Annotated in this window: 17 protein-coding genes; 7 read left to right on the plus strand and 10 right to left on the minus strand. The window is 67.5% G+C overall.

Going from position 1 to position 22,874, the window contains the following annotated elements:
• Position 1 precedes the first annotated feature (1 nt).
• The 3 genes from AC3A6M_RS01630 to AC3A6M_RS01640 all read left to right on the plus strand — a co-directional run bounded on the left by AC3A6M_RS01630 (position 2) and on the right by AC3A6M_RS01640 (position 3,629).
• On the plus strand, positions 2 to 622 hold the full coding sequence (locus AC3A6M_RS01630) for a Maf family protein (RefSeq protein WP_487851009.1): 621 nt from the start codon (positions 2 to 4) through the stop codon (positions 620 to 622).
• 136 nt (positions 623 to 758) lie between these two features.
• Positions 759 to 2,225, plus strand: coding sequence for a ribonuclease G (gene rng / locus AC3A6M_RS01635; RefSeq protein ID WP_487851010.1), 1,467 nt, complete (start codon positions 759 to 761; stop codon positions 2,223 to 2,225).
• A gap of 300 nt (positions 2,226 to 2,525) precedes the next feature.
• A complete protein-coding gene (locus tag AC3A6M_RS01640) occupies positions 2,526 to 3,629 on the plus strand; it encodes a glycosyltransferase family 9 protein (RefSeq protein ID WP_487851011.1) in 1,104 nt (367 codons plus the stop codon).
• 63 nt (positions 3,630 to 3,692) lie between these two features.
• On the opposite strand, the gene AC3A6M_RS01645 is transcribed toward AC3A6M_RS01640, so the two are convergent.
• The 7 genes from AC3A6M_RS01645 to AC3A6M_RS01675 form a co-directional block, all read right to left on the minus strand.
• A complete protein-coding gene (locus AC3A6M_RS01645) occupies positions 3,693 to 4,511 on the minus strand; it encodes an ABC transporter substrate-binding protein (protein WP_487851012.1) in 819 nt (272 codons plus the stop codon).
• 17 nt (positions 4,512 to 4,528) lie between these two features.
• Positions 4,529 to 5,260 (minus strand): energy-coupling factor ABC transporter ATP-binding protein, encoded by a 732-nt coding sequence (locus tag AC3A6M_RS01650; protein WP_487851013.1) that lies wholly within the window; start codon positions 5,258 to 5,260, stop codon positions 4,529 to 4,531.
• Positions 5,261 to 5,270: 10 nt separating this feature from the next.
• Entirely contained in the window at positions 5,271 to 5,972 is a 702-nt protein-coding gene (locus AC3A6M_RS01655) for an ABC transporter permease (RefSeq protein ID WP_487851014.1), read from the minus strand.
• 226 nt (positions 5,973 to 6,198) lie between these two features.
• On the minus strand, positions 6,199 to 7,068 hold the full coding sequence (locus tag AC3A6M_RS01660; RefSeq protein WP_487851015.1) for a formate dehydrogenase accessory sulfurtransferase FdhD: 870 nt from the start codon (positions 7,066 to 7,068) through the stop codon (positions 6,199 to 6,201).
• Positions 7,061 to 9,877, minus strand: coding sequence for a formate dehydrogenase subunit alpha (fdhF, locus tag AC3A6M_RS01665; protein ID WP_487851016.1), 2,817 nt, complete (start codon positions 9,875 to 9,877; stop codon positions 7,061 to 7,063). The genes AC3A6M_RS01660 and fdhF overlap by 8 nt, the downstream gene beginning before the upstream one ends.
• Complete coding sequence (locus AC3A6M_RS01670) at positions 9,874 to 11,586, minus strand: NAD(P)H-dependent oxidoreductase subunit E (protein WP_487851017.1); 1,713 nt, start codon at positions 11,584 to 11,586, stop codon at positions 9,874 to 9,876. Before AC3A6M_RS01670 ends, fdhF begins: the two co-directional genes overlap by 4 nt.
• Before the next feature lie 80 nt (positions 11,587 to 11,666).
• Positions 11,667 to 13,361, minus strand: coding sequence for an OFA family MFS transporter (locus AC3A6M_RS01675; protein WP_487851018.1), 1,695 nt, complete (start codon positions 13,359 to 13,361; stop codon positions 11,667 to 11,669).
• Between the two features lie 128 nt (positions 13,362 to 13,489).
• On the opposite strand from AC3A6M_RS01675, the gene AC3A6M_RS01680 reads away from it, so the two are divergent.
• Both AC3A6M_RS01680 and AC3A6M_RS01685 read left to right on the plus strand, forming a co-directional pair.
• The gene (locus AC3A6M_RS01680) at positions 13,490 to 14,611 is read left to right on the plus strand and encodes a substrate-binding domain-containing protein (protein ID WP_487851019.1); all 1,122 of its coding nucleotides are present in this window, start codon (positions 13,490 to 13,492) and stop codon (positions 14,609 to 14,611) included.
• A gap of 79 nt (positions 14,612 to 14,690) precedes the next feature.
• Complete coding sequence (locus AC3A6M_RS01685; protein WP_487851020.1) at positions 14,691 to 16,187, plus strand: class I adenylate-forming enzyme family protein; 1,497 nt, start codon at positions 14,691 to 14,693, stop codon at positions 16,185 to 16,187.
• On the opposite strand, the gene AC3A6M_RS01690 is transcribed toward AC3A6M_RS01685, so the two are convergent.
• On the minus strand, positions 16,184 to 16,420 hold the full coding sequence (locus tag AC3A6M_RS01690; protein WP_487851021.1) for a hypothetical protein: 237 nt from the start codon (positions 16,418 to 16,420) through the stop codon (positions 16,184 to 16,186). The two genes, AC3A6M_RS01685 and AC3A6M_RS01690, sit on opposite strands and share 4 nt — an antisense overlap.
• Before the next feature lie 191 nt (positions 16,421 to 16,611).
• Here AC3A6M_RS01690 and AC3A6M_RS01695 point away from each other — a divergent pair, with 191 nt between their 5' ends.
• Both AC3A6M_RS01695 and AC3A6M_RS01700 read left to right on the plus strand, forming a co-directional pair.
• On the plus strand, positions 16,612 to 18,864 hold the full coding sequence (locus tag AC3A6M_RS01695) for a family 1 glycosylhydrolase (protein WP_487851022.1): 2,253 nt from the start codon (positions 16,612 to 16,614) through the stop codon (positions 18,862 to 18,864).
• 240 nt (positions 18,865 to 19,104) lie between these two features.
• Positions 19,105 to 20,049 (plus strand): VirK/YbjX family protein, encoded by a 945-nt coding sequence (locus AC3A6M_RS01700; RefSeq protein WP_487851023.1) that lies wholly within the window; start codon positions 19,105 to 19,107, stop codon positions 20,047 to 20,049.
• A gap of 98 nt (positions 20,050 to 20,147) precedes the next feature.
• Here AC3A6M_RS01700 and waaF read toward each other — a convergent pair whose 3' ends face one another.
• Positions 20,148 to 21,185, minus strand: a complete 1,038-nt coding sequence (gene waaF, locus AC3A6M_RS01705; RefSeq protein ID WP_487851024.1) for a lipopolysaccharide heptosyltransferase II — start codon at positions 21,183 to 21,185, stop codon at positions 20,148 to 20,150.
• Positions 21,182 to 22,846 (minus strand): lipid A export permease/ATP-binding protein MsbA, encoded by a 1,665-nt coding sequence (msbA, locus tag AC3A6M_RS01710; RefSeq protein WP_487851217.1) that lies wholly within the window; start codon positions 22,844 to 22,846, stop codon positions 21,182 to 21,184. The genes waaF and msbA overlap by 4 nt, the downstream gene beginning before the upstream one ends.
• Positions 22,847 to 22,874 lie beyond the last annotated feature (28 nt).

Genomic DNA, 22,874 nt, shown 5'->3' on the forward strand with positions numbered 1-22,874 from the left:
AATGAAACTGCTCGATAAAAAAATCTACCTCGCTTCGAAGAGCCCGCGCCGGCGCGAGCTGCTGCGCCAGGTCGGCGTCGAATTCGAACTGCTGAGCCTGCGTACCGATCCCGCGCGCGGCGCCGACGTCAGCGAGGACGAGCGTCCCGGCGAGTCTCCGCTCGACTACGTGGCGCGGGTGGCGCGCGAAAAGGGCGCGTTCGCCTGGAACGTGCTGCACCTGCGCCGCATGCCGCTGCGCCCGGTGCTGTCGGCCGACACCACCGTCTCCATCGACGGCCAGATCCTCGGCAAGCCGGCCGACAAGGATGAAGCGGCCGCCATGCTGGAGCGCCTGTCGGGCCGCACCCACCAGGTGCTGACCTCGGTGGCCCTGCACCACACCGACGTCGCCGAGCAGGTGACCCAGGTGTCCAACGTGCGCTTCGCCACCCTTTCGCCGGCGACCATCAAGGCCTACTGCGCCACCCCGGAACCCTACGACAAGGCCGGCGCCTACGGCATCCAGGGGCTGGCGGCGCTGTTCATCGAGCATATCGAGGGCAGCCATTCGGGCATCATGGGCCTGCCCGTGTTCGAGACGGCGCGGCTGCTGAGGAAGGCTGGCGTCGAGTTCATGTAGGGCTGGCCGATGGCCAACACTGTGCGTCTGTCACGCGTGGGCAGCGTTCAGGTCGCGGGTATTCTTGCGATCATGGTCGAGCTGCCCACCCTACGGTATGATGGCACCTTGAACATTTCACGCACGGCCGGCCCTCATGACTGAAGACATCCTGATCAATATCACCCCGCAGGAAACGCGCGTCGCGCTGGTGGTACAGGGAGCCGTGCAGGAACTGCACATCGAACGCACGCTCACGCGCGGGCTGGCCGGCAATGTCTATCTCGGCAAGGTCGTGCGGGTGCTGCCGGGGATGCAGTCCGCCTTCATCGACATCGGCCTGGAACGGGCCGCCTTCCTGCACGTGGCCGACATCTGGGAAGCCCGTCCCCACGACGGCAACGGCAATGCCGCGCCGACCCCGATCGAAAAGATCCTGTTCGACGGCCAGGTGCTGACCGTGCAGGTGATCAAGGACCCGATCGGCACCAAGGGCGCGCGCCTGTCGACCCAGATCTCGATCGCCGGCCGCATGCTGGTCTATCTGCCGCAGGACAAGCACATCGGCATCTCGCAGAAGATCGAGAAGGAGTCCGAGCGCGAGGCGCTGCGCACGCGCATGCAGGGCCTGCTGCCGCCGGAGGAAAAAGGCGGCTATATCGTGCGCACCCAGGCCGAGGAAGCCTCGGACGCCGACCTGGCGGCCGACATCGACTACCTGCGCAAGACCTGGGGCGCGATCACCACCGGCGCGCGCACCCGTCCCGCCACCAGCCTGCTGTACCAGGACCTGAACCTGGCCCAGCGCGTGCTGCGCGACTTCGTGCACGACGAGACGGCGGCGATCCTGGTCGACTCGCGCGAAAACTACCTGAAGCTGGTGGAATTCGCCCAGGTCTACACGCCCAGCGTGCTGTCGCGCCTGCAGCACTATACCGGCGAACGGCCGCTGTTCGACCTGTACGGCGTCGAGGAAGAGATCCTGCGCGCGCTGGGCCGCCGCGTCGACCTGAAGTCGGGCGGCTACCTGATCGTCGACCAGACCGAGGCGATGACGACGATCGACGTGAACACCGGCGGCTTCGTCGGCGGGCGCAATTTTGCCGACACCATCTTCAAGACCAACCTCGAGGCGGCGCACGCGATCGCGCGCCAGCTGCGGCTGCGCAACCTGGGCGGCATCATCATCCTCGACTTCATCGACATGGAGAACAACGAGCACCGCAACGCCGTGCTGGCGGAGCTCAAGAAGACCCTGTCGCGCGACCGCACCAAGGTGTCGGTGAGCGGCTTCTCGGCGCTGGGCCTGGTCGAGATGACGAGGAAGCGCACGCGCGAGTCGCTGGCCCACATCCTGTGCGAGCCCTGCCCCGCCTGCGCTGGCCGCGGACAGGTGAAAACCTCGCGCACCATCTGCTACGAGATCCTGCGCGAACTGCTGCGCGAAGCCAAGCAGTTCAACCCGCGCGAGTTCCGGATCCTGGCCTCCCAGGAAGTGGTCGACCTGTTCCTGGAAGAGGAATCGCAGCACCTGGCCATGCTGGGCGACTTCATCGGCAAGAAAATCTCGCTGCAGGTCGAAAAAGGCTATCACCAGGAACAATACGACGTGATCCTGATGTGATCTTTCATACAAGTTCGCCGGCCAGGCAGCTTGCATTTGTCATACTGCCCGATTCCTGTTGCGCTCACAGGACAATACCGTTAAATATCTGATGCGGGGTAACGCAGTCGGCCAGTTTGGACTACAATTCGTGACAATTTGCTGATATTTAGAGAGTTGGCGGTGCCGCGGTTCCAGGCGTTTTGCTTGCAGAGCGACCAGCCGACCGACCGGCGCTGCGGAATCGCAAACTGTTCCGCAGGCTTTCTGATGAATACTGGCGGCGTCGATATCGTGCTGGCTAGCGACCCGTAAGAGACAATGAACGATTCACTCATCCCTTCCGATTTGCTGAAGAAATCGGACAAGATCCTGTTCATCGCCCATCTGGCGCTGGGCGATTACACCTATTTGCAGAATTGCTTCCAGGCATTCGCGCGGGCCTACCCGCACCTGAAGCTGCACCTGTGGGTCGACGAGGTCCGCCGCACCAGCGATGCGTCGCAATGGCCGCATCTGAAGAAGAACGTGCTGTACGACTGGCTGGCCGCCTGCGATTTCATCGACAAGGTCTACAACCAGAATTATTCGCCCGAGCTGTTCGAAGCCTCGGTCAAGGCCGCCCGCGAGGAGCACTACCCGATCGTGGTATCGCTCGGCACCCTGCGTCCGCACTTCTACGCCAACCTGGCGCGCCGGATCAGCCCGGACGGCTTCGTGGTCGGCCTGAAGAAGCCGATGCGCCTGTCCGGCCTGCCCCACTACTTTACCTACCGCAAGCTGGACGCCGCCCTCGACCCGGACGTGGCCGACCGCAGCGCCGCACCGCACATCAGCGACGTGCACGCCGAATGGTTCCGCCAGCTGGCCAACGTGGACATTCCGCCGCGCGAGCGGATTCCCTTCGTCCACATCCCGGATCGCTTCATCGAGGGCGCCAAGGCCCGCCTGCACGAATGGGGCTTCGACAAGCGCCAGGGCAAGCTGGTCTTCATCAATCCCTTCGCCAAGACCCGCAAGCGCTGCTGGCCGGTCGAGCGCGTGGTCGAACTGATCACCACCATGCGCGCCCAGCCGGAATGGCGTGACGCCTGCTTCATCGTCAATGCGGTGCCGCAGGAAGTCGGGCGCGTGAAAACGCTGCTGGCCGAGCGCCAGCTGGACCGCACCGAGCTGTTCAGCGCCAACGAGAACTTCTTCCAGCTGCCGGCCATGCTGGCCCAGTGCGACCTGATCGTCTCGGTGGAAACCGCCGTGATGCACCTGGCGAACGCGGTCGGCGTGCCGGTGGTGGCGCTGATGCGCCAGAAGACGCCGGAATGGGCGCCGGTGGACAAGGCCAACAGCACCGTCATCACGGCGCATCAGCGGCGCGATTGGGTGAAGGCGATTCCGGTGCAGGATGTGATGCACGCGCTGGCGTGATCGGTTCTGAAGCTTGATGTAACGAGGGCCGCGATGCGGCCCTTTGTTTTGCGCGGGTTGGTTTTATTTACCCGCCGACGGGAAAAACAACTGCTCCCCGTCCGGCCTGAAAGCCGCAATCTTCGCCTGCCCTTCCGGCGAGGTGATCCACTCGATCAACTGCTTCGCGCCCTTGTAGTTGATCCCCTTGTGCTTCTCCGGATTCACCGCAATGATGCCGTAGGGGTTGAACATGCGCCTGTCGCCCTCCACCAGGATCGCCAGGCCGGTCTTGGCCTTGTACGCGCCATAGGTGGCGCGGTCGGTCAGTGTGTAGGCGTTCATCTCGGCCGCCATGTTCAGCACCTCGCCCATGCCCAGGCCGGCCGCTACGTAGTTGCCGCCGGCCGGCCGGGTACCGGCCTCCTTCCAGTAGCCCTTCTCCATCACGTCGGTGCCGGAATTGTCGGCGCGCGAGATGAACTTCACGTTGGTGGAGGCGATCTTCCTGAAGGCGCCGAGCACGTCATGGCCGCCCTTGATGCCGGCCGGGTCCGAGGCCGGGCCGACCACGATGAAGTCGTTGTACATCACGTCGCGGCGGTCGATGCCCCAACCCTCGGCCACGAACTTGTCTTCGAGCTGGCGCGCATGCACCAGGGTCACGTCGACGTCGCCGTTCTTGCCCAGCTCCAGGGCCTTGCCGGTGCCGACCGAGATCACGTTGACCTTGATCCCGAATTTCTGCTCGAAGCCCGGCAACAGGTACTTCAGGAGGCCGGAGTTCTCGGTGCTGGTGGTGGTGGACAGGCGCAGCACTTGCTGCTGGGCCTGCGCCGGCGCGTACGGCATCCCGAGGGTGGCGCCCAGCACGAGGGCGAGACTGAACAGACGGCGTTGCATGGGTGTTCTCCTTGTTGTCAACGAACTTCGAGGCGGCCGTCGCGCAGCTTGAGACGCTGCACGCCGGGCAGGCCGATCAGGTCGCGGTCGTGGCAGGCGATGATGACGGTGCCGCCCGCTTCGACCACGGTGGGAATCAATGCGATCACCTGCTCGCGCGCCTGGCCGTCCAGGTTGGCGGTCGGCTCGTCGAGCAGCAGAAGTTTCGGGCTCAGCACCCTGGCGCGCGCCAGCGCCACGCGCTGTTTTTCGCCGCCCGACAGCTTGGTGGGATCGGTTTCGGCCAGGTGGCTCACGCCGGCCCAGGCCATCGCTTCCCCGGCCAGGCGCGCCACCTCGCTCTTCGGCAGGCCGCGCACCTGCAGGCCGTAGCCGATGTTGTGCGCGACGCTGGTCGAGAACAGGATCGGGTGCTGGTGCACGTAGACGATGGCCTCGCGCAGCGCGCGCGGATACGGGTGCGCGCGCAGCACGTCCTCGCCTTCGAAGCGCAGGCTGTCGATCTCGGCGCGCTCCAGGCCGCCCAGCACCCGCAGCAAGGTGCTCTTGCCGGCGCCGTTCATCCCGGTCAGCACATAGGCGCTGTGGGTGGCGATGTCCAGCACGTCGATGTCGAACAGCAGGTGCTCGCCATGGCGCTTGCGCAGGCCGCGCACGCCCAGCAGGGCCTTGCGCCGCTCGTCCCTGGGCTGCACGCCCTCGTTTTCGTAGACGGCCGCGCTGATGCTGGTGTGGATCGTGAAGCTCATCCGCGCTCCCTCAGCCTCTTTCCCGCGCGGCGTGGGCGTCGCCCTGCAGTAGCATCAGCGCGCCGTTCATCAGCAGCGCCAGCGTCACCAGCACGATGCCCAGCGCGATGCCCTGGGCGAACTCGCCCTTGCTGGTTTCCAGGGCGATCGCGGTGGTGATGGTACGGGTCTCGCCTTCGATGTTCCCGCCGACCATGAGCGCGCAGCCGACTTCCGAGATCACCCGGCCGAAGCCCGACAGCACCGCCGCCATCACGCCGAAGCGCGCCTCGTGCAGCACGCGCAGCATGGTCTGCCAGCGCGAGGCGCCCAGCGCGACCGCGGTTTCGGCATAGCGCGGATCGATGCCCTGCACCGCCGCCAGCGTGAAGGCCAGCAGCACCGGCAGCGCGACCACGAACTGGCCGGCGATGATGCCCGGCTGCGAGAACAGCCACTGGAGCCCGCCCATCGGCCCGTGGCGCGACAGCAGCAGGTAGAGCAGCAGGCCGATCAGCACGGTCGGCAGCGACAGCGCCGCCTGCGCCAGCCAGATCGCGATGCGGCGGCCGCGGAAGCGGTGCATGGCGACCAGGTAGCCCAGCAGGATGGCCGGCGGCGTGGCCAGCAGCAGGCCGACCACGCTGGTCTTGAGCGACACCCAGATGATGCGCCACAGGTCGGGGTCGCCGGAGAACAGCAGGGCGAAGGCGCGGAGTGTTGCGTCAAGCATGACGAATCGCCGTTCCCGATATCACACCGTCGCCCCCGCGAAGGCGGGGGGCCAAGTGCTGTTTGCGTCATGGTTGCGGGGGCAAACTTGGATCCCCGCCTGCGCGGGGACGACGGGGTAGAGCGCGGGGACGACGGGGTAGAGCGCGGGGACGACGGGGTAGAGCGCGGGGACGACGGGGTAAAGCGCGGGGCCGCCGGGATGACGCGCGCGGTCGACGTACTGGTTACGCATAATGCCGCTGGCGCTCCGCTTCCAGCGCCTCGAGGAACTCCGGCTCGAACACCAGCCGCTCCTCCCCCGACAGCAGCAGGAAATGCCGCCCGCTGCAGCGCGCCAGCAGCGACATGCCGACCTTCTCCGCCACCATATGTCCCATCTGGGTGGTGCCGGAGCGCGACAGCAGGAAGGGGATGCCCATCTGGGCGCCCTTGATCACCATTTCCGAGGTCAGGCGGCCGGTGGTGTAGAACACCTTGTCCTCGCCGCTCACGCCGTCCAGCCACATCAGGCCGGCGATCGCGTCGACCGCGTTGTGGCGGCCCACGTCCTCGACGAAGTACAGCAGCTCGCCCGTGTTCGAGAACAGCGCGCAGCCGTGCACCGAGCCGGCCTGCTTGTAGATCGACTGCTGGGTGCGGATCGTCTCGACGATGCGGTAGACCACGGACTGGGCCAGGCGCGCATCCTCGGGCAGCCGGATCTGGTCGACCTCGTCCATCAGGCCGCCGAACACCGAGCCCTGGCCGCAGCCGGTGGTGACGACCTTCTTCGCGGTGCGTTCCTCGACGCCGGCGATGCCGTTGCGGGTCACGACCGCCACCGCGTCCACCGACCAGTCGACCTGGACCGAGACGATGTCCTCGAGCGAGCGCACCAGGCGCTGGTTGCGCAGGTAGCCCAGGGTCAGCGCTTCGGGGGCGCCGCCCAGGGTCATCAGGGTCACCAGCTCGCGCTTGTCGACGTAGACCGTCAGCGGGCGCTCGGCCGGGATGTGCAGCGCCGAGCGGCGCCCGCGCTCGTCGACCGCCGTCACTTCATGGGTCAGGCTGGCGCTTGCGTGGGATAGCCGGGGTCGATAGCGTTGCTCATTCATGTTGTGATTGTGCCACGCCTGCCAGAATCTGGCCGCCACCATAGGAACCCTGGTGCGCCACCTCCCCGCCCAGCTGCACGCGGATCGCGCAGTACTTGAACTCCGGGATCTTGCCGAAGGGGTCGAGCGCCGCGTTGGTGAGGCGGTTGATCGCCGCTTCGTAATAGCAGAACGGGACGAAGATGGCGCCGCGCGGCGAGCTGTCGTCGGCGCGTGCATACAGGCTGACTTCGCCGCGCCGCGAGGTGATCGTGATGACCTGGCCCGGCTTGCCGCCCATCGCTTCCAGGTCGAGCGGATGCACCAGCGCCACCGGATCGGGTTCGATCGCATCCAGCACGCCGGCGCGCCGGGTCATGCTGCCGGTGTGCCAGTGCTCGAGCTGGCGGCCGGTGATCAGGACCATCGGGTAGTCGGCGTCCGGGCGCTCGTTGGCCGGGATGATGTCGGCCGGGACGAAACGCGCCCTGCCCGCATCGATGCCCTGCCCGCGCGGGAAGTCTTCCGTGAACACCACCGGCTGGCCGGGGTCGCCCTCGACCATGCAGGGATAGGTGACGGCGCCGTCGCGCTCCAGGCGCTCCCAGGTGATGCCGGCGATGCTGGGCATCAGCCTGCGCATCTCGTCGAACACCTCGGACACGTGGCCGTAGTTCCATGGCAGCCCGAGACGCTGGCCCATTTGCTGGATGATCCACAGGTCCTGCTTCGCGTCGCCCGGCGGCTGGATCGCCTGGCGGCCCAGCTGCACCAGGCGGTCGGTGTTGGTGAAGGTGCCGGCCTTCTCGGCGAAGGCGGACGCCGGCAGGATCACGTCGGCCAGGTAGGCGGTCTCGGTCAGGAAGATGTCCTGCACCACCAGGTGCTCGAGCGCGGCCAGGGCCTCGCGCGCATGGTTCGCATCCGGATCCGACATGGCCGGATTCTCGCCCATGATGTACATCCCCTTGATGCCGCCGGCCAGGATGTCGTCCATGATCTCGACCACGGTCAGGCCCGGCTTGTCGTCCAGCTGCATGCCCCAGGCCTGCTCGAAGCGCGCCTTGGCTTGCGGGTTGTCGACGCGCTGGTAGTCCGGGTACATCATCGGGATCAGGCCGGCGTCCGAGGCGCCCTGCACGTTGTTCTGGCCGCGCAGCGGATGCAGGCCGGTGCCGGGACGGCCGATCTGGCCGGTCATCAGCGCCAGCGCGATCAGGCAGCGCGCGTTGTCGGTGCCGTGCACGTGCTGGGATACGCCCATGCCCCACAGGATCATCGAGCCCTTCGAGGTCGCGTACAGGCGCGCCACGTAGCGCAGCGTCTCCGCGTCGATGCCGCAGATCGGCGCCATCGCTTCCGGGCTGTAGCCTTCGACGTTCTTCGCCAGCTCGTCGTAGCCGATGGTGCGGCTGGCGATGAAGTCCTGGTCGACCAGGCCTTCGGTGACGATCACGTGCATCATCGCGTTCAGCATCGCGACGTCGGTGTCCGGCTTGAACTGCAGGTGGCGGTGGGCGTGGCGCGCCAGCTCGGAGCGGCGCGGGTCCATCAGGATCAGCTTGGTGCCGGTGCGGACCGCGTTCTTCATCCAGGTCGCGGCCACCGGGTGGTTCACGGTCGGATTCGCGCCGATCACGATCACGACCTCGGCGCGGGTCACGTCCATCACCGGGTTCGAGACCGCGCCCGAGCCGATCCCTTCCAGCAGCGCCGCCACCGAGGAGGCGTGGCACAGGCGGGTGCAGTGGTCGACGTTGTTGCTGCCGAAGCCGGTGCGCACCAGTTTCTGGAACAGGTAAGCCTCTTCGTTGCTGCCCTTGGCCGAGCCGAAGCCGGCCAGCGCACGCTTGCCGTGGACGTCGCGGATGCCCGCCAGCGTGCCGCCGGCCAGCGCCAGCGCCTCTTCCCAGCTCGCTTCGCGGAACACTTCCATCACGGTGGTCGGGTCCATCGTGAAGCCGCCGGTCTTGGGCACGCCTTCGCGGCGGATCAGCGGTTTCGTCAGGCGGTGCGGGTGGTGCGCGTAGTCGAAGCCGTAGCGGCCCTTCACGCACAGGCGGCCGTGGTTGGCCGGGCCGTCGCGCCCTTCCACGTAGAGGATCTTGTTGTCCTTGACGTTGTAGGTCAGCTGGCAGCCGACGCCGCAATACGGGCACACCGAATCGACCTGCTTGTCGGGGACCGACAGGGCCGCATCGCGCGCCGGCATCAGGGCGCCGGTCGGGCAGGCCTGCACGCATTCGCCGCAGGCCACGCAGGTGGAAAGCCCCATCGGGTCGTCCTGGTCGAACACGATCTTCGCGTCCTGGCCGCGGAAAGCGAGGCCGATCACGTCGTTGACCTGTTCGTCGCGGCAGGCGCGCACGCAGCGCGTGCACTGGATGCAGGCGTCCAGGTTGACGGTGATCGCGGCGTGGGTGGCGTCCTGCTGCGGCTCCGCGCGCGTGGCCGGGAAGCGCGGCTTGCCGACGCCGAGCTTCAGCGCCCATTCGTCGACCTCGTTGTGGCGCGTGTACTCCTTCTCCGGCATGTCGGCCATCAGGAGTTCCAGCACCAGCTTCTGGGCTTTCACGGCGCGCTCGCTGTCGGTGGTCACCTTCATGCCTTGCGAAGGATGGCGGCAGCAGGACGGCGCCAGCACGCGTTCGCCGTCGATCTCGACCATGCAGGAGCGGCAGTTGCCGACCGCCTCCATGCCTTCCTTGTAGCACAGGCGCGGGATCGAGATGCCTTCGCGGTCGGCGACCTCGATTAATGTTTCGTGGCGCAGGGCCTGGACTTCGCGACCGTTGATCGTGAAGCTGACGGTTTGAAGACTGGCGTTCATGCTTGCACCTTCTGATTCAGTTCATGCGGGAAGTACTTGATCACGCAATCGAAGGGATTCGGCGCGGCCTGGCCCAGGCCGCAGATCGAGGCGTCGCGCATCACCTGGGACAGTTCGCCCAGCAGTTCGACGTCCCAGGCCGGCTGCTCCATGATGGCCACGGCCTTGGCGGTGCCGGCGCGGCAGGGCGTGCACTGGCCGCAGGATTCGTCCTTGAAGAAGCGCAGCGTGTTCAGGGCCGCGGCCTTCGCGCTGTCCTGGTGCGACAGCACCACCACGGCGGCCGAACCGATGAAGCAGCCGTACGGTTGCAGGGTGTCGAAGTCGAGCGGGATGTCGCCCATCGAGGCCGGCAGGATGCCGCCCGAGGCGCCGCCCGGCAGGTAGGCGTAGAACTGGTGCCCTTCTTCCATGCCGCCGCAGTATTCCTCGATCAGCTCCGTGATCGTGATGCCGGCCGGGGCCAGCTTGACGCCCGGATCGCGCACCCGGCCCGAGACCGAGAACGAGCGCAGCCCTTTTCTACCGTGGCGGCCGTAGCTCGCAAAGCGTTCCGGGCCCTGCTCGACGATGTCGCGCACCCAGTGCAGGGTTTCGAAGTTGTGTTCGAGGGTCGGACGGCCGAACAGGCCGACCTGGGCCACGTAGGGCGGGCGCAGGCGCGGCATGCCGCGCTTGCCTTCGATCGACTCGATCATGGCCGACTCTTCGCCGCAGATGTAGGCGCCGGCGCCGCGGCGCAGGACCAGCTCGGGCATGTTCTCGACCGGCGGGTCGGCGCGCAACGCCGCCAGCTCGGCTTCCAGCATGGCGCGCAGGCCGTGGTATTCGTCGCGCAGGTAGATATAGACGGTCTCGATGCCGACCGCCCACGCGGCGATCAGCGCGCCTTCCAGGAAGCGGTGCGGGTCGCGTTCGAGATAGACGCGGTCCTTGAAGGTGCCGGGTTCGCCCTCGTCGATGTTAATCGCCATCAGGCGCGGACCGGGCTCGGCGCGCACGATGCGCCATTTGCGCCCGGCCGGGAAGCCTGCGCCGCCCAGGCCGCGCAGGCCGGACGCTTCCAGCGCGGCAATCACGCCGTCGACGTCGCGCCGCCCTTCGGCGCAGTCGCGCAGCAGCGCGTAGCCGCCGCCGGCGCGGTAGGCCGCCAGGTCGGCATGGCCCTGGTGCACGTCGGAGGTTTCCTTCGCCACCACCTTGGCCAGCACGGCCTCGGGCGTCGCCCGCGGCACCGGATGCTGGCCGACCAGCGCCGCAGGCGCCTGCTCGCAGCGGCCGATGCAGGGCGCGGCCAGCACCCGCACATCGAGGCCGAGGATGGCCGGCAGCTTGTCCAGCAAGGCCTGGGCGCCCGCCATCTCGCAGGACAGGCCGGCGCAGACGCGCACCGTCAGGGATGCCGGCGCCTGTTCTCCATCGCGCAGCACGTCGAAGTGGTGATAGAAGCTGGCGACCTCGTAGACCTCGGACTGGGCCAGCTTCAGCTCCTGCGCCAGCGCGGCCAGGTGGGCGGCCGACAGGGCGCCGAAGCCATCCTGGATGCGGTGCAGGTATTCGATCAGCAGGTCGCGCCGGCGCGGGCTGTCGCCCAGCAGGTCCTGCACCTCGCGCAAAGCCTGCGGGTCGGCGCGGCGGCCCTTCGGGGCTTCGCGCTTGCGCTGGCGGCTGGCGCCTTGCACGGCGATCGGGATGACGGGGTGGTTCATGGCGGTATTCCTGTGTTGCGTATGTTCTCTGGATCGCGCGGCGGAGCCGGGGTTGGTCGGCCCCGCCGGGTACATTGCCTTTACTTGAACAGCACGATCGCCTTCTGCAGCGTGATCCACACGCCGATCAGCAGCGGAATGCCGACCGCGGCCCAGGCCAGCAGGGTGACGAACGCGCCGCCTGCCGCCACCGGGGTTGCCGCGATGACGCCGGCGCCGGAGACATCGGCCACCACGGCGCCGCCATTCGCGGCGGCTGCACGGCTGCCGGCCGAGGCGGCGACGTCGCGCTCATGGGCGCGGCGCTTCTCTTCCGCCAGTTCGGCATCGCTCATGAAGTACTTGTCGGCCAGCGGGCGCACCAGCAGGTTGCAGACGAAGCCCAGCACCAGCAGGCCGGCCATCGCGTACATCGCGGTGTCGTAGGCCTGGGCCTTGGCGACGCCGTGGCCGATCTGGTACTCGCGGATGTAGTTGACCAGGGTCGGGCCGAGCACGCCGGCGGCGGCCCAGGCGGTCAGCAGGCGGCCGTGGATCGCGCCCACCATCTGGGTGCCGAACAGGTCGGCCAGGTAGGCCGGCACGGTCGAGAAGCCGCCGCCGTACATCGACAGGATGATGCAGAAGGAGGCGATGAACAGCGCCTGGTTGCCGTTGTGCGCCAGCGTCGGGATCGCGGCGTACAGCACGAAGCCCAGCACCAGGAACACGAAGTAGGTCATCTTGCGGCCGATGTAGTCGGAGCAGGTGGCCCAGGCGAAGCGGCCGCCGATGTTGAACAGCGACAGCAGGCCGGTGAACGATGCGGCCAGCGTGGCGATCTGCGCTTTCTGCGCGGTGCTCAGTTCATTGAAGGCGAGGTTCACGCCGATCAGGTGGCCGCCGAACACTTCCTGCAGCAGCGGCGAAGCCATCGCCAGGATGCCGATGCCGGCCGAGACGTTCAGGAACAGCACCAGCCACACCAGCCAGAACTGGGGGATGCCCCAGACGCGGTTCACGTGCACGTGGCGGTTGGTGATCATCGCATTGCCGCTCTTCGCGGCGGGAGCGGTCCAGCCTTCCGGCTTCCAGCCGCTGGCCGGAACGCGGTAGGCCAGCGCGCCGGCCATCATGAAGACGAAGTAGATGACGGCCAGGGCCAGGAAGGTCTCCCACACGCCGACCGAGGCGGCGGTGGCGAAGTGCTTCATCAGCTTGTCGGCCAGCGGCGCGCCGATCATGGCGCCGCCGCCGAAGCCCATGATGGCCATGCCGGTCGCCATGCCGCGGCGGTCGGGGAACCATTTGATCAGGGTGGAGACCGGCGAGATATAGCCGAGTCCGAGGCCGATGCCGCCGATGACGCCCGAGCCGATCCACATCAGCCAGATCTGGTGCGTGTAGATGCCGAGGGCCGAGATCACCAGGCCGCCGCACCAGCACAGGGCCGAGACGACGCCGGCCTTGCGCGGACCGGCATGCTCGAGCCAGCCGCCGAACAGCGCGGTGGCCAGGCCGAGGAACACGAAGAACAGGGTGAACATCCAGCCCAGCATCGAGATCTTCCAGTCGCAGGTGGTGGACGTGATCTCGGCGAAGAAGCCCATGTCGGCTGGACAGGCCAGCGATTCCTTGATGCCGATCGCTTTCGACAGCGGCAGCCAGAACACCGAAAAGCCGTAGGCCATGCCGATGCACAGGTGGATCGCCAGGGCGGCCGGCGGTACCAGCCAGCGGTTGAAGCCGGGTCTCGCGATCGTGTGCTCTTTGTCGAGCTTATCCAGTAAAGCCATGTCTCCTCCGTTTTTTGTTTGAACTAATATGTTTTAAAAAGCATATACTTCCGGCATACTTTTACTGCAGCGCCGAGCGTATCATGGGCTTTCGCTGTCATAAATAGGCTTTATAAAGCATATAAGCGATGTTGAAGGTCCATATTCGCCCACACTGGGAAATAAGTTTCAATAATGACGCGCCGCTCGACACGGCGACCCTGCTGGCGCTGCTGCTGGCGATCCAGGACCACGGCTCGATTGCCGCGGCGGCCAAGGATGCCGGGCTGTCCTACCGCTATGCCTGGGGCTTGCTGCGCGAAGCCGAGGAACTGTTCGGCGAGCCCCTGCTCGAGACCGGGCGCGGGCGCGGCACCCGCCTGACCCTGCTCGCGCAAAAGCTGGTGTGGGCCGACCGCCGCATCGCCGCGCGCCTGTCGCCGACCCTGGACAGCCTGGCGTCCGAGCTCGAGACCGAACTGGGCAAGGTGCGCATGCGCGGCATTGGCCTGCGCACGATCCGGATGGACGCCAGCCACGGCTTCGCGGTGGCCGCCCTCACCGGCTACCTGGACAAGCTCGAACTGCCGGTCGAGCTGCGCTACCGCACCAGCCTGGATGCGGTGGCCGCGCTGGCGCAGCGCGAGTGCGACCTGGCCGGCTTCCATGTCCCGGAAGGCGAATTCGAAGAACCGACGGCGCGCCGCTACCTGCGCTGGCTCGACCCGGAGCGGCACTGCCTGGTCCACATCTGCGGGCGCCAGCAAGGCCTGCTGGTCGCGCCCGGCAACCCGCTCGGCATCCAGGGCCTGGCCGACCTGCTGCGCCCCAACGTACGCTTCGTGAACCGCCAGGCCGGCTCCGGCACCCGCATGCTGCTCGAGATGATGCTCGGGCGCGACGGTATCGACTTCGACGCGATCAACGGCTGGAACAGCGCCGAGTTCACCCACTCGGCGGTCGCCGCCTACATCGCCAGCGGCATGGCCGATGTCGGCATCGGCATGCGCACCGCGGCCGAGCAGTTCAAGCTCGGCTTCATCCCGCTGGTGCGCGAACGCTATTTTTTCGCCCTGCACGTGGACGCCCTCGAAGACAGCCTGATGGCCCAGTTGCTGGCGGTGCTGCGCCAGCCCGGCTACCATCGCCTGGTGAACGCCCTGCCCGGCTACGATGCCGGCCGCACCGGCAGCATCGAATCGCTCCAGGAAGCCTTCGGCAGCGCCGGCGGACCCCGACAACCCTTGCCCGAACCGGACACGCCGGCATGATCCGCGACCAGCAAACCCCGACCCCGCTGGAGGACAGCATCGCCCGCTTCGTGCGCAACATGATCGACAGGGCGCAGCCATGATCGATGTGGACGCCCTGCTGGAAGCGCTGCCGGCGCGCATCGACGCCATCGTGCGCCGGCATGCCGCGGCCACGCCGGATGCGCCGGCCTTGCGCGAAGACGGCCGCACGCTCGGCTACCGCGAGCTGGCGGACGGGATCGATGCCTGCGCCGCCTGGCTGCGCGGGCTCGGCGTGCGGGCCGGCGAGCGCGTGATGCTGGTCAGCGAGAACTGCGCGGCGCAAGTGAGCGCGCTGTTCGCCATCGCCAGCCTGGACGCCTGGTTCGTCAACGTGAACGCGCGCCTGACCGCGCCGGAACTGGCGGCGATCCGCGCGCATTGCGGCGCGCGCGTGGTGCTGTACACGGCGGCGGCCTCGCCGGATGCGGCCGCGCACGCCGCGCACGCGGGGGCGCACGCGCACGCGCATGGCGGACTGCTGGCCAGCCTGCATGCGGACGATAGCGCGGCCGAGCCCCTGGCGCGCGAACCCGTCGCGGCGCTGGTCTACACCACCGGCACCACCGGCCGGCCCAAGGGCGTGATGCTCAGCCACCGCAACCTGCTGTTCGTGGCGGCCGTGTCGAGCCGCCTGCGCGGCCTGGCCCCGGGCGACCTGGCCTACGGCGTGCTGCCGGTCTCGCACGTCTACGGCCTGACCTCGGTATTGCTGGGGACTTTATATGCCGGCGCCTGCCTGCAACTGGCGCCGCGCTTCACGCCGCAGGCCATGCTTGAAGCGATCCGCGGCGGCGGGCTGACCATCGTGCAGGGCGTGCCGGCCATGTATGCGCGCCTGCTGGAGCTGTGCGCGGCCGAAGGTGTTGCTCCGCCGCTGGCTTCCAGGCTGCGCTTCGCCTACGCCGGCGGCTCGCCGCTCGACCCGACCCTCAAGCGCGCCGTGGAAACGCTGCTGGGCGTTCCGCTGCACAACGGCTACGGCCTGACCGAAGCCGCGCCCACGGTCAGCCAGACCCGCCTGGACGCGCCGCGCGCCGACACCTCGGTCGGCCATGCGATCCCGGGCGTCGGGATCCGGCTTGGAAAGGATGGGCAACTGTACGTGCGCGGCCCGAACGTGATGCAGGGCTATTACCGCGATCCGGCGGGCACGCGCGCCGTGCTGGGCGAGGATGGCTGGCTCGCTACCTTCGACCTGGCGCGCCAGGATCCGGATGGCGCCCTGTTCATCGACGGGCGCAGCAAGGAACTGATCATCCGCTCCGGCTTCAAGGTCTATCCGCTCGAAGTCGAGACCATGCTGAACGCGCACCCGGCGGTGACGCAGTCGGCGGTGGTCGGCCGCAGCCTGCCTGATGGCAACGAGGAAGTCGTGGCCTTCGTCCAGCCGGCCGCCGGCCAGCAGGTGTCGGCCGACGCGCTGCGCGACTGGGCCGGCGCGCGCCTGGCCCCGTACAAGCGCCCGGCCCGCATCGTCTTCATGGACAGCCTGCCGGCGGCGGCCAGCGGCAAGGTCCTCAAGCACAAACTGAAGAGCGTGACGGACTTTTAACGCCGCCTTTTCTTCCAGTTGTAGTCCGGTCCGGTCACGTCCACGCCGGCGTGCCCGACCACGTCCGGGTGCTCCGAACACATGGTGATGAAACGCACCGGCTCGCCCGCGCGCTGGCGCGCACGCAGCGCTTCCATGAACTTCATCGCCGCCACCATCTCGCTGGTGTCGAAGGGCTCGGCATGCGGCACGCCAGCCTCGTCCTCGATGGTGGTCCAGTACACCATGTACATCCTTTTTTCCCCTTCCTCGTCGATTTGCCGGCATTTTCGCACAGGCAGCACGGAACTCGGCGCATGTCTTGAACAACGCTGACAGTACGTAGGACTTGTCCTAAATCCGCCTTATATGTTCGGTGCCTCACACAAGAAGCTGTGTCCGCCGACTAGGCTAGCACCTTGAATCAAAAACGCAGGAAAGGCCCATGAATCTTAATAGTCATATCCAGCCCGCAAGTTCGCCGCTCCAGCTCTGGGGCGGCCTCGAATGCACCGTCAACCGCGTACGCGACAATTACTTCTCCCAGATGGATCGCAACGGCCATGCAGAACGCCTGCAGGACCTGGAGCGTTTCGCATCGCTCGGTATCCGGGCGATCCGCTATCCAGTGCTGTGGGAGCGCACCGCGCCCGACGGCATCGACAGCGCAGACTGGTCATGGCCGGACGAACGCCTGCCCGTGCTGCAGCAACTGGGCGTCACGCCCATCGTCGGCCTGGTCCACCACGGCAGCGGCCCGCGCCATACCAGCCTGGTCAGCCCGGACTTCCCGGAAAAACTGGCCGAATACGCCGGCGCGGTCGCCCGGCGCTACCCCTGGGTCGAGTACTACACCCCGGTCAACGAAATCTGCACCACTGCCCGCTTCTCGGGACTGAACGGCGTGTGGTACCCGCACGGCAACAGCGAAGCGATGTTCGTGCGCGCCCTCATCATCCAGTGCCGCGCAACCGTGCTGGCGATGCGCGAAATCCGCAAGGTCAACCCGGAAGCGAAGCTGGTGCAGACCGACGACCTGTCGCGCACCTATGGCACGCCGGAGATGGCGGAGTTCACGAATTTCTTCAATGAGCGCCGCTGGCTCGGCTGGGACCTGTTGTGCGGCAAGGTCGACGAGAGCCACGCCCTGTGGGATTACCTGCTCGAATCGGAAGCCACCCCGGAAGAACTGCTCTGGTTCAAGGACAACGCCTGCCCGCCCGACATCATGGGCGTCAACTACTACATCACCAGCGAGCGCTGGCTCGACCATCGCCTCGAGCGTTATCCGGAAAGCCACCGCACCCAGTATCGCGGCGTCCCCCATGTCGACATCGAATGCCCGCGCGTGCTGGCCACGCCGACCCCGGGCATCGGCCCGCTGCTGCAGGAAACCTGGGACCGCTACGGCCTGCCGCTCGCGGTCACCGAAGCCCACATCGACGCCAACCGCGAAGACCAGTTGCGCTGGCTGGTGGAAATCTGGAACGCCGCCAAGCGCGTCCAGCAGAGCGGCGCCGACATCCGCGCCGTCACCGTCTGGGCCCTGCTCGGCTCCTTCGACTGGAATTGCCTGGTCACCGAATGCCGCGGCTACTACGAGCCGGGGCCCTACGACGTGCGCGGCCCGCAGCCGCGCCCGACCGCGGTGGCGCACCTGATGCGCGAGCTGGCCAGCGGGCGCCCGCTGTCGCATCCGGTGCTGCAGGGCCAGGGCTGGTGGCGCCGTCCGGGCCGCTTCTGGGCCAGGCCGGTGGCGACCCGCACGACGGTGGCCGACCTCGCCGAACGCGGGGCCTTCCGTTCGACCTTCCCGCAGCCGATCCTGATCACCGGCGCCACCGGCACCCTGGGCCGCGCCTTCGCCCGCATCTGCGAGCGGCGCAACCTGGCCTGCCACGTGCTGAGCCGCCAGGAGATGGACATTGCCGACCCGGCCTCGGTGGAAGCGGCGATCGTGCGCTACAAGCCCTGGGCCATCATCAACGCCAGCGGCTATGTGCGGGTCGACGATGCCGAACGCGAAGCCGAGCGCTGCCTGCGCGAGAACGCCCACGGCCCGACCGTGCTGGCGCTGGCGGCGATCCGCCACGCGGTGCGCTTCCTGACCTTCTCCAGCGACCTGGTGTTCGACGGCACCCTGGGCCGCCCCTACGTCGAATCCGACCGGGTGGCGCCGCTGAACGCCTATGGCCGCAGCAAGGCCGAGGCCGAGCGCCGCGTGCTGGACTCCGATCCGCAGGCGCTGGTGGTGCGCACCAGTTCCTTCTTCGGTCCCTGGGACCGGCACAACTTCGTGACCCAGGCCCTGGCGGCGCTGGGCGAAGGCCGGCCGTTCGCGGCGGCCGGCGACATGACGGTGTCGCCGACCTATGTGCCGGACCTGGTGAATGCCTGTCTCGACCTGTTGATCGACAAGGAAAGCGGCATCTGGCACCTGACCAATGGCGAGGCCATGAGCTGGGCCGAGCTGGCCCGGCGCGCCTGCGCCGCCGCCGGCATCGATCCGGCCGGGCTGGAAGAACGTCCTGCCGCCGAGCTGGGCATGACGGCGCCACGTCCCCTCAACAGTGCCCTGACCAGCGAGCGCGGACTGATCCTGCCGTCGTTCGGCGATGCCCTGGCGCGCTATCTGCGTGAACGGGAGCTGGGCCAGGAGCGCGCCGGCAAGGAGGAAACCGCCCACTACGCCAGCTGATCCGGAGATTGCCGTCCCTTTCATCTGACGAATCTGACGAAATCGCAACAGCCGCGCCCCAAAAACGCGGCTGTTGCGGTTTTATATGCTTTACGAATAGCTATATATTTACCGTCGTCATTTCTTTCGTTACACTGTGTTACATAGCGTTACTCTGCGAAACTTAGCGTATCCAGCCATGCCTGCCTGCTCTTCCATGTCATCACATCGATCCACCCTTACCTGCACTGGACAGCCGGCATGAAGCTCTATCGCGGAGAATATGGCTGGGCCGAGCTACTGTTCGCTGCCGCCACCCCATCGGTCACGCTGGATTCGGCGGTGCCTTCCCACCTGTCGCGCCTGCCGCAACTGCGCGAACGGCTGAAGATCCGCGTGCGCGCCCTGCTGCACCCGCTGCAGACACCGGCCTGGCTGCACCTGCTGAATTCGCATCCGGCGTTTTCGGAATACGTGCGCAACTGTCCGCGCTTCCTGTACAAGGTCTACCGGCCCTACATCAGCAAGGCCCTGGATCCGGACCAGAGGCTGGCGGCGATCCAGGCCCATTACCACTTCATGTTCCGCCGCGGCCTCGGCCAGACGGTGGCGCGCGCCAGCCTGGGGCCGGTGATGCTGGCCGCCGCCGAGGGCAAGAGCGGCCTGCCGTACGAGATCCAGCTGCGCACGGTGAACATGTTCGACCGCGAGGGCGAACTGGTGCTGCAGCTGGCCCAGGGCGACAAAATCATCTATACCGTCGCCTTCACGGTCGCGCCGCGCGCCGGCCGCGCCGCGCTCAGCATCGGCTGCGTCCAGGGCGGCAAGACCGCGGACGCGCGCGAAGCGATCCGCCTGGCCACCCGCGACCTGCACGGCATCCGTCCGAAGCAGCTGATGGTCAGCCTGGTGCGCCAGCTCGGCTTCGAGTACGGCTGCGAGCGCCTGCATTTGGTCTCGAACCGCAACCGCGTGATCTATAAAGCGATCCGCCACGGGCGCGTGCTGGCCGATTACGATCTGCTGTGGGAAGAGCTGGGCGCGCGGAAGAACGCCAGCGGCGACTACGAGCTGGACTGCGCACCGATCGCGGCCCCGGACCTGGACAACATTCCGTCAAAGAAGCGCTCCGAAGCCAGGAAACGGTACGAATTGCTGTGCCGCCTGGCGGACGGCGTGGCAACCGGACTGCGGGCCCGCGGCTGACAAACCTCAAACCGGGGTCAGACTCCGGATTTTGGCAATTTTTTAGTTTCTCAGGCGACGTTTCCAAAAGCCGGAGTCTGACCCCGGTTTGTTGCGGGTCAGGCCCGCGCCAGGATCGGCGCCAGCTCGCTCCACACCCGGTCCACGCTCATCTTGTTCATGCAGTCGTGATGCCCCAGCGGGCACTCGCGCTTGCGGCAGGGCGAGCATTCCAGGCGCAGCGATACGGTGCGCGCCACTTCCGACAGCGGCGGCGCGTAATTCGGGTCGGTCGAGCCGTACAGCGCCACCACCGGGCGGTTCAGGGCCGAGGCGATGTGCAGCAGGCCGGAGTCGTTCGAGACCACGGCGCGCGCCTGCGCCAGCAGGACGATGGCTTCGTCGAGCGAGGTCTCGCCGGCCAGGTTGCGCACCATGCCGGCGGCCAGGCCGGCCTGGGTCTGGACCTGCTCGCAGGTGTCGCGGTCGTTCGCCGACCCCATCAGCACGATCTGCACGTCGGGCAGGACCTCGGCCACGCGCGCCGCGAGCTGCCCGTAGTGGGCCGGCGGCCAGCGCTTGGCGATGCCGAACTCGGCGCCCGGGGCGAAGGCCACCAGCGGGCGGTCCAGCGCGATGTCGAGACGTTGGGCGACGGCCTCGCTCTCCTCGCCGGCCACGACCAGGGACGGCCGCGAAAGCGGACCCGGCAGCGGCAGCTCGGGCTCGCCCGCCAGCGCCGCGTAGAACGGCACCATCGAGCGCGGCGGGCAGTCGTCGTGGTGCATCACGTTGACCATCCCGTAGCGCATCTCTCCCTTGTAGCCGACCCGCTTCGGGATCCGCGCCAGCCACGGGATCAGGGCGTACTTCAGGGTGTTCGGCAGCACGTAGGCGTCGCTGTAGCCGCGCTCGCGCAGCCGGTTGGCCGTCTTCACGCGCTCGCCCAGCTGCAGGGCGCGGTGGCGGAACGGCGTCTCCATGATGTGGTCGGCTTCCTGGATGCGGCGCCATACCGGCACCACCTGCGGCGGGGCCAGCACGTCGATGGCGCGCTCCGGATGGGCCTGCTTGAGCAGGCGCAGCAGGGGCTGGGCCATCACGGCGTCGCCGATCCAGTTCGGCGAGATGACGAGGGTGCGCGCCTGGCCGCTCATAGCGCTTCCGCCGGCGTGGTGAATTGCAGGCGGTACAGGTTGGCGTAGGTGCCGCCCTCGGCCAGCAATTGTTCGTGGGTACCCTGCTCGACGATGCGGCCGCGCTCCATCACGACGATCAGGTCGGCGCGCTCGATGGTCGACAGGCGGTGCGCGACCACGAAGGTGGTGCGGCCGGCCATCAGGGTGTCGAGCGCGGCCTGCACGGCGCGCTCGGATTCGTTGTCCAGCGCCGAGGTCGCCTCGTCCAGGATCAGGATCGGCGCGTCCTTGTAGATGGCGCGCGCGATCGCCACGCGCTGGCGCTGGCCGCCGGACAGGCGCATGCCGTTCTCGCCGATATTCGTCTCGACGCCTTCCGGCAGGCGCGCCACCACGTCGTCCAGGTGGGCGGCCTTGATCGCCGCGGCCAGGCGCTGGTAGTCGACTTCTTCGACGCCGTAGGCGATGTTGGCCTTCAGCGTGTCGTCGAACAGCACCACGTTCTGGCTCACCAGCGCCAGCTGGGCGCGCAGGCTGGGCAGCATGATGTCCTGGTAGGGCACGCCATCCAGCAGGATGCGGCCGGCTTCCGGCTCGTAGAAGCGGGTCACCAGGTTCACGAAGGTGGACTTGCCGCCGCCCGACATGCCGACCAGGGCCACGGTCTGGCCCGGCTTGACGTCGAGCGAGACGCCGTCCAGCGCCATCGACTGCGAGTTCGGGTAGCGGAACTTCACGTTCTCGAAGCGCACCTGGCCTTGCGCGCGGCCCAGCACGCGGGTGCCCGGATCGTGCTCGATGGGCGCGTCGATCAGTTCGAAGACGGTTTCGGCGGCGGCGATCCCGCGCTGCATCGGGCCGTTCACTTCGGCCAGCGCCTTCAGGGGCGTCAGCAGCATCAGCATCAGGGTGACGAATTCCGTGAATTCGCCGACCGTCATGTTGGCGCGCAGCGCCAGCACCACCACCAGCGACAGCGACAGCGAGGTGGCGATCTGGGTCACCGGGGTGGTGGCGGCAAAGGCCACCGTCATGCGCTGCGAAAAGCCGCGCATGGCTTCGCTGCGCTGGAAGAAGCGGCGGCTTTCATAGCGCTCGCCGGCGAACACGCGGATCACCTGGTGGCCGCGCGCGGCTTCCTCGACCACCTGGGTCATCTCGGCGGTGACGCGCTGGTTTTCGCGGTTCAGGTGGCGCAGGCGCTTGCTGGTGGTGCGCACGATCACGGCCGTCAACGGCACCACGACGATCGCGACCAGGGTCAGCTTCCAGTTCAGCCACAGCAGCATGCCGAGCAGTCCGGTGACCACCAGCGTGTCGCGCACGAAGGCCACGAAGACCGACTGGATCATGTCGACCACCTGGCGCACGTCGCCCACCACGGTATTGATCACCTTGCCGGTCGACTCCTGGTGGAAGCGCCCGACCGGCAGCCGCAGCAGGCGCTCGAAGGCCATCGCCCGCAGGTCGTTCGTGACCCGGCTCAGCACCCAGTTGTTGTAATAGGCCGTGGCGAAGGTGCCGATGCCGCGCAGGACGAAGATCGACACCAGCACGCCCGGGATCCACCACAGCGAGAACGGGACCTTGTGCTTGAAACCCTTGTCCATCAGCAGCCGCAAGGCTTCGCCCAGCAGCGGCTGGGTAGCGGCCGTCAGCGCCATCGCGAGCAAGGCCATGAAGGCGCGCCCGCGATAGGGTTTCAGG

Source organism: Telluria sp. Soil_C_11, from assembly GCF_057657395.1.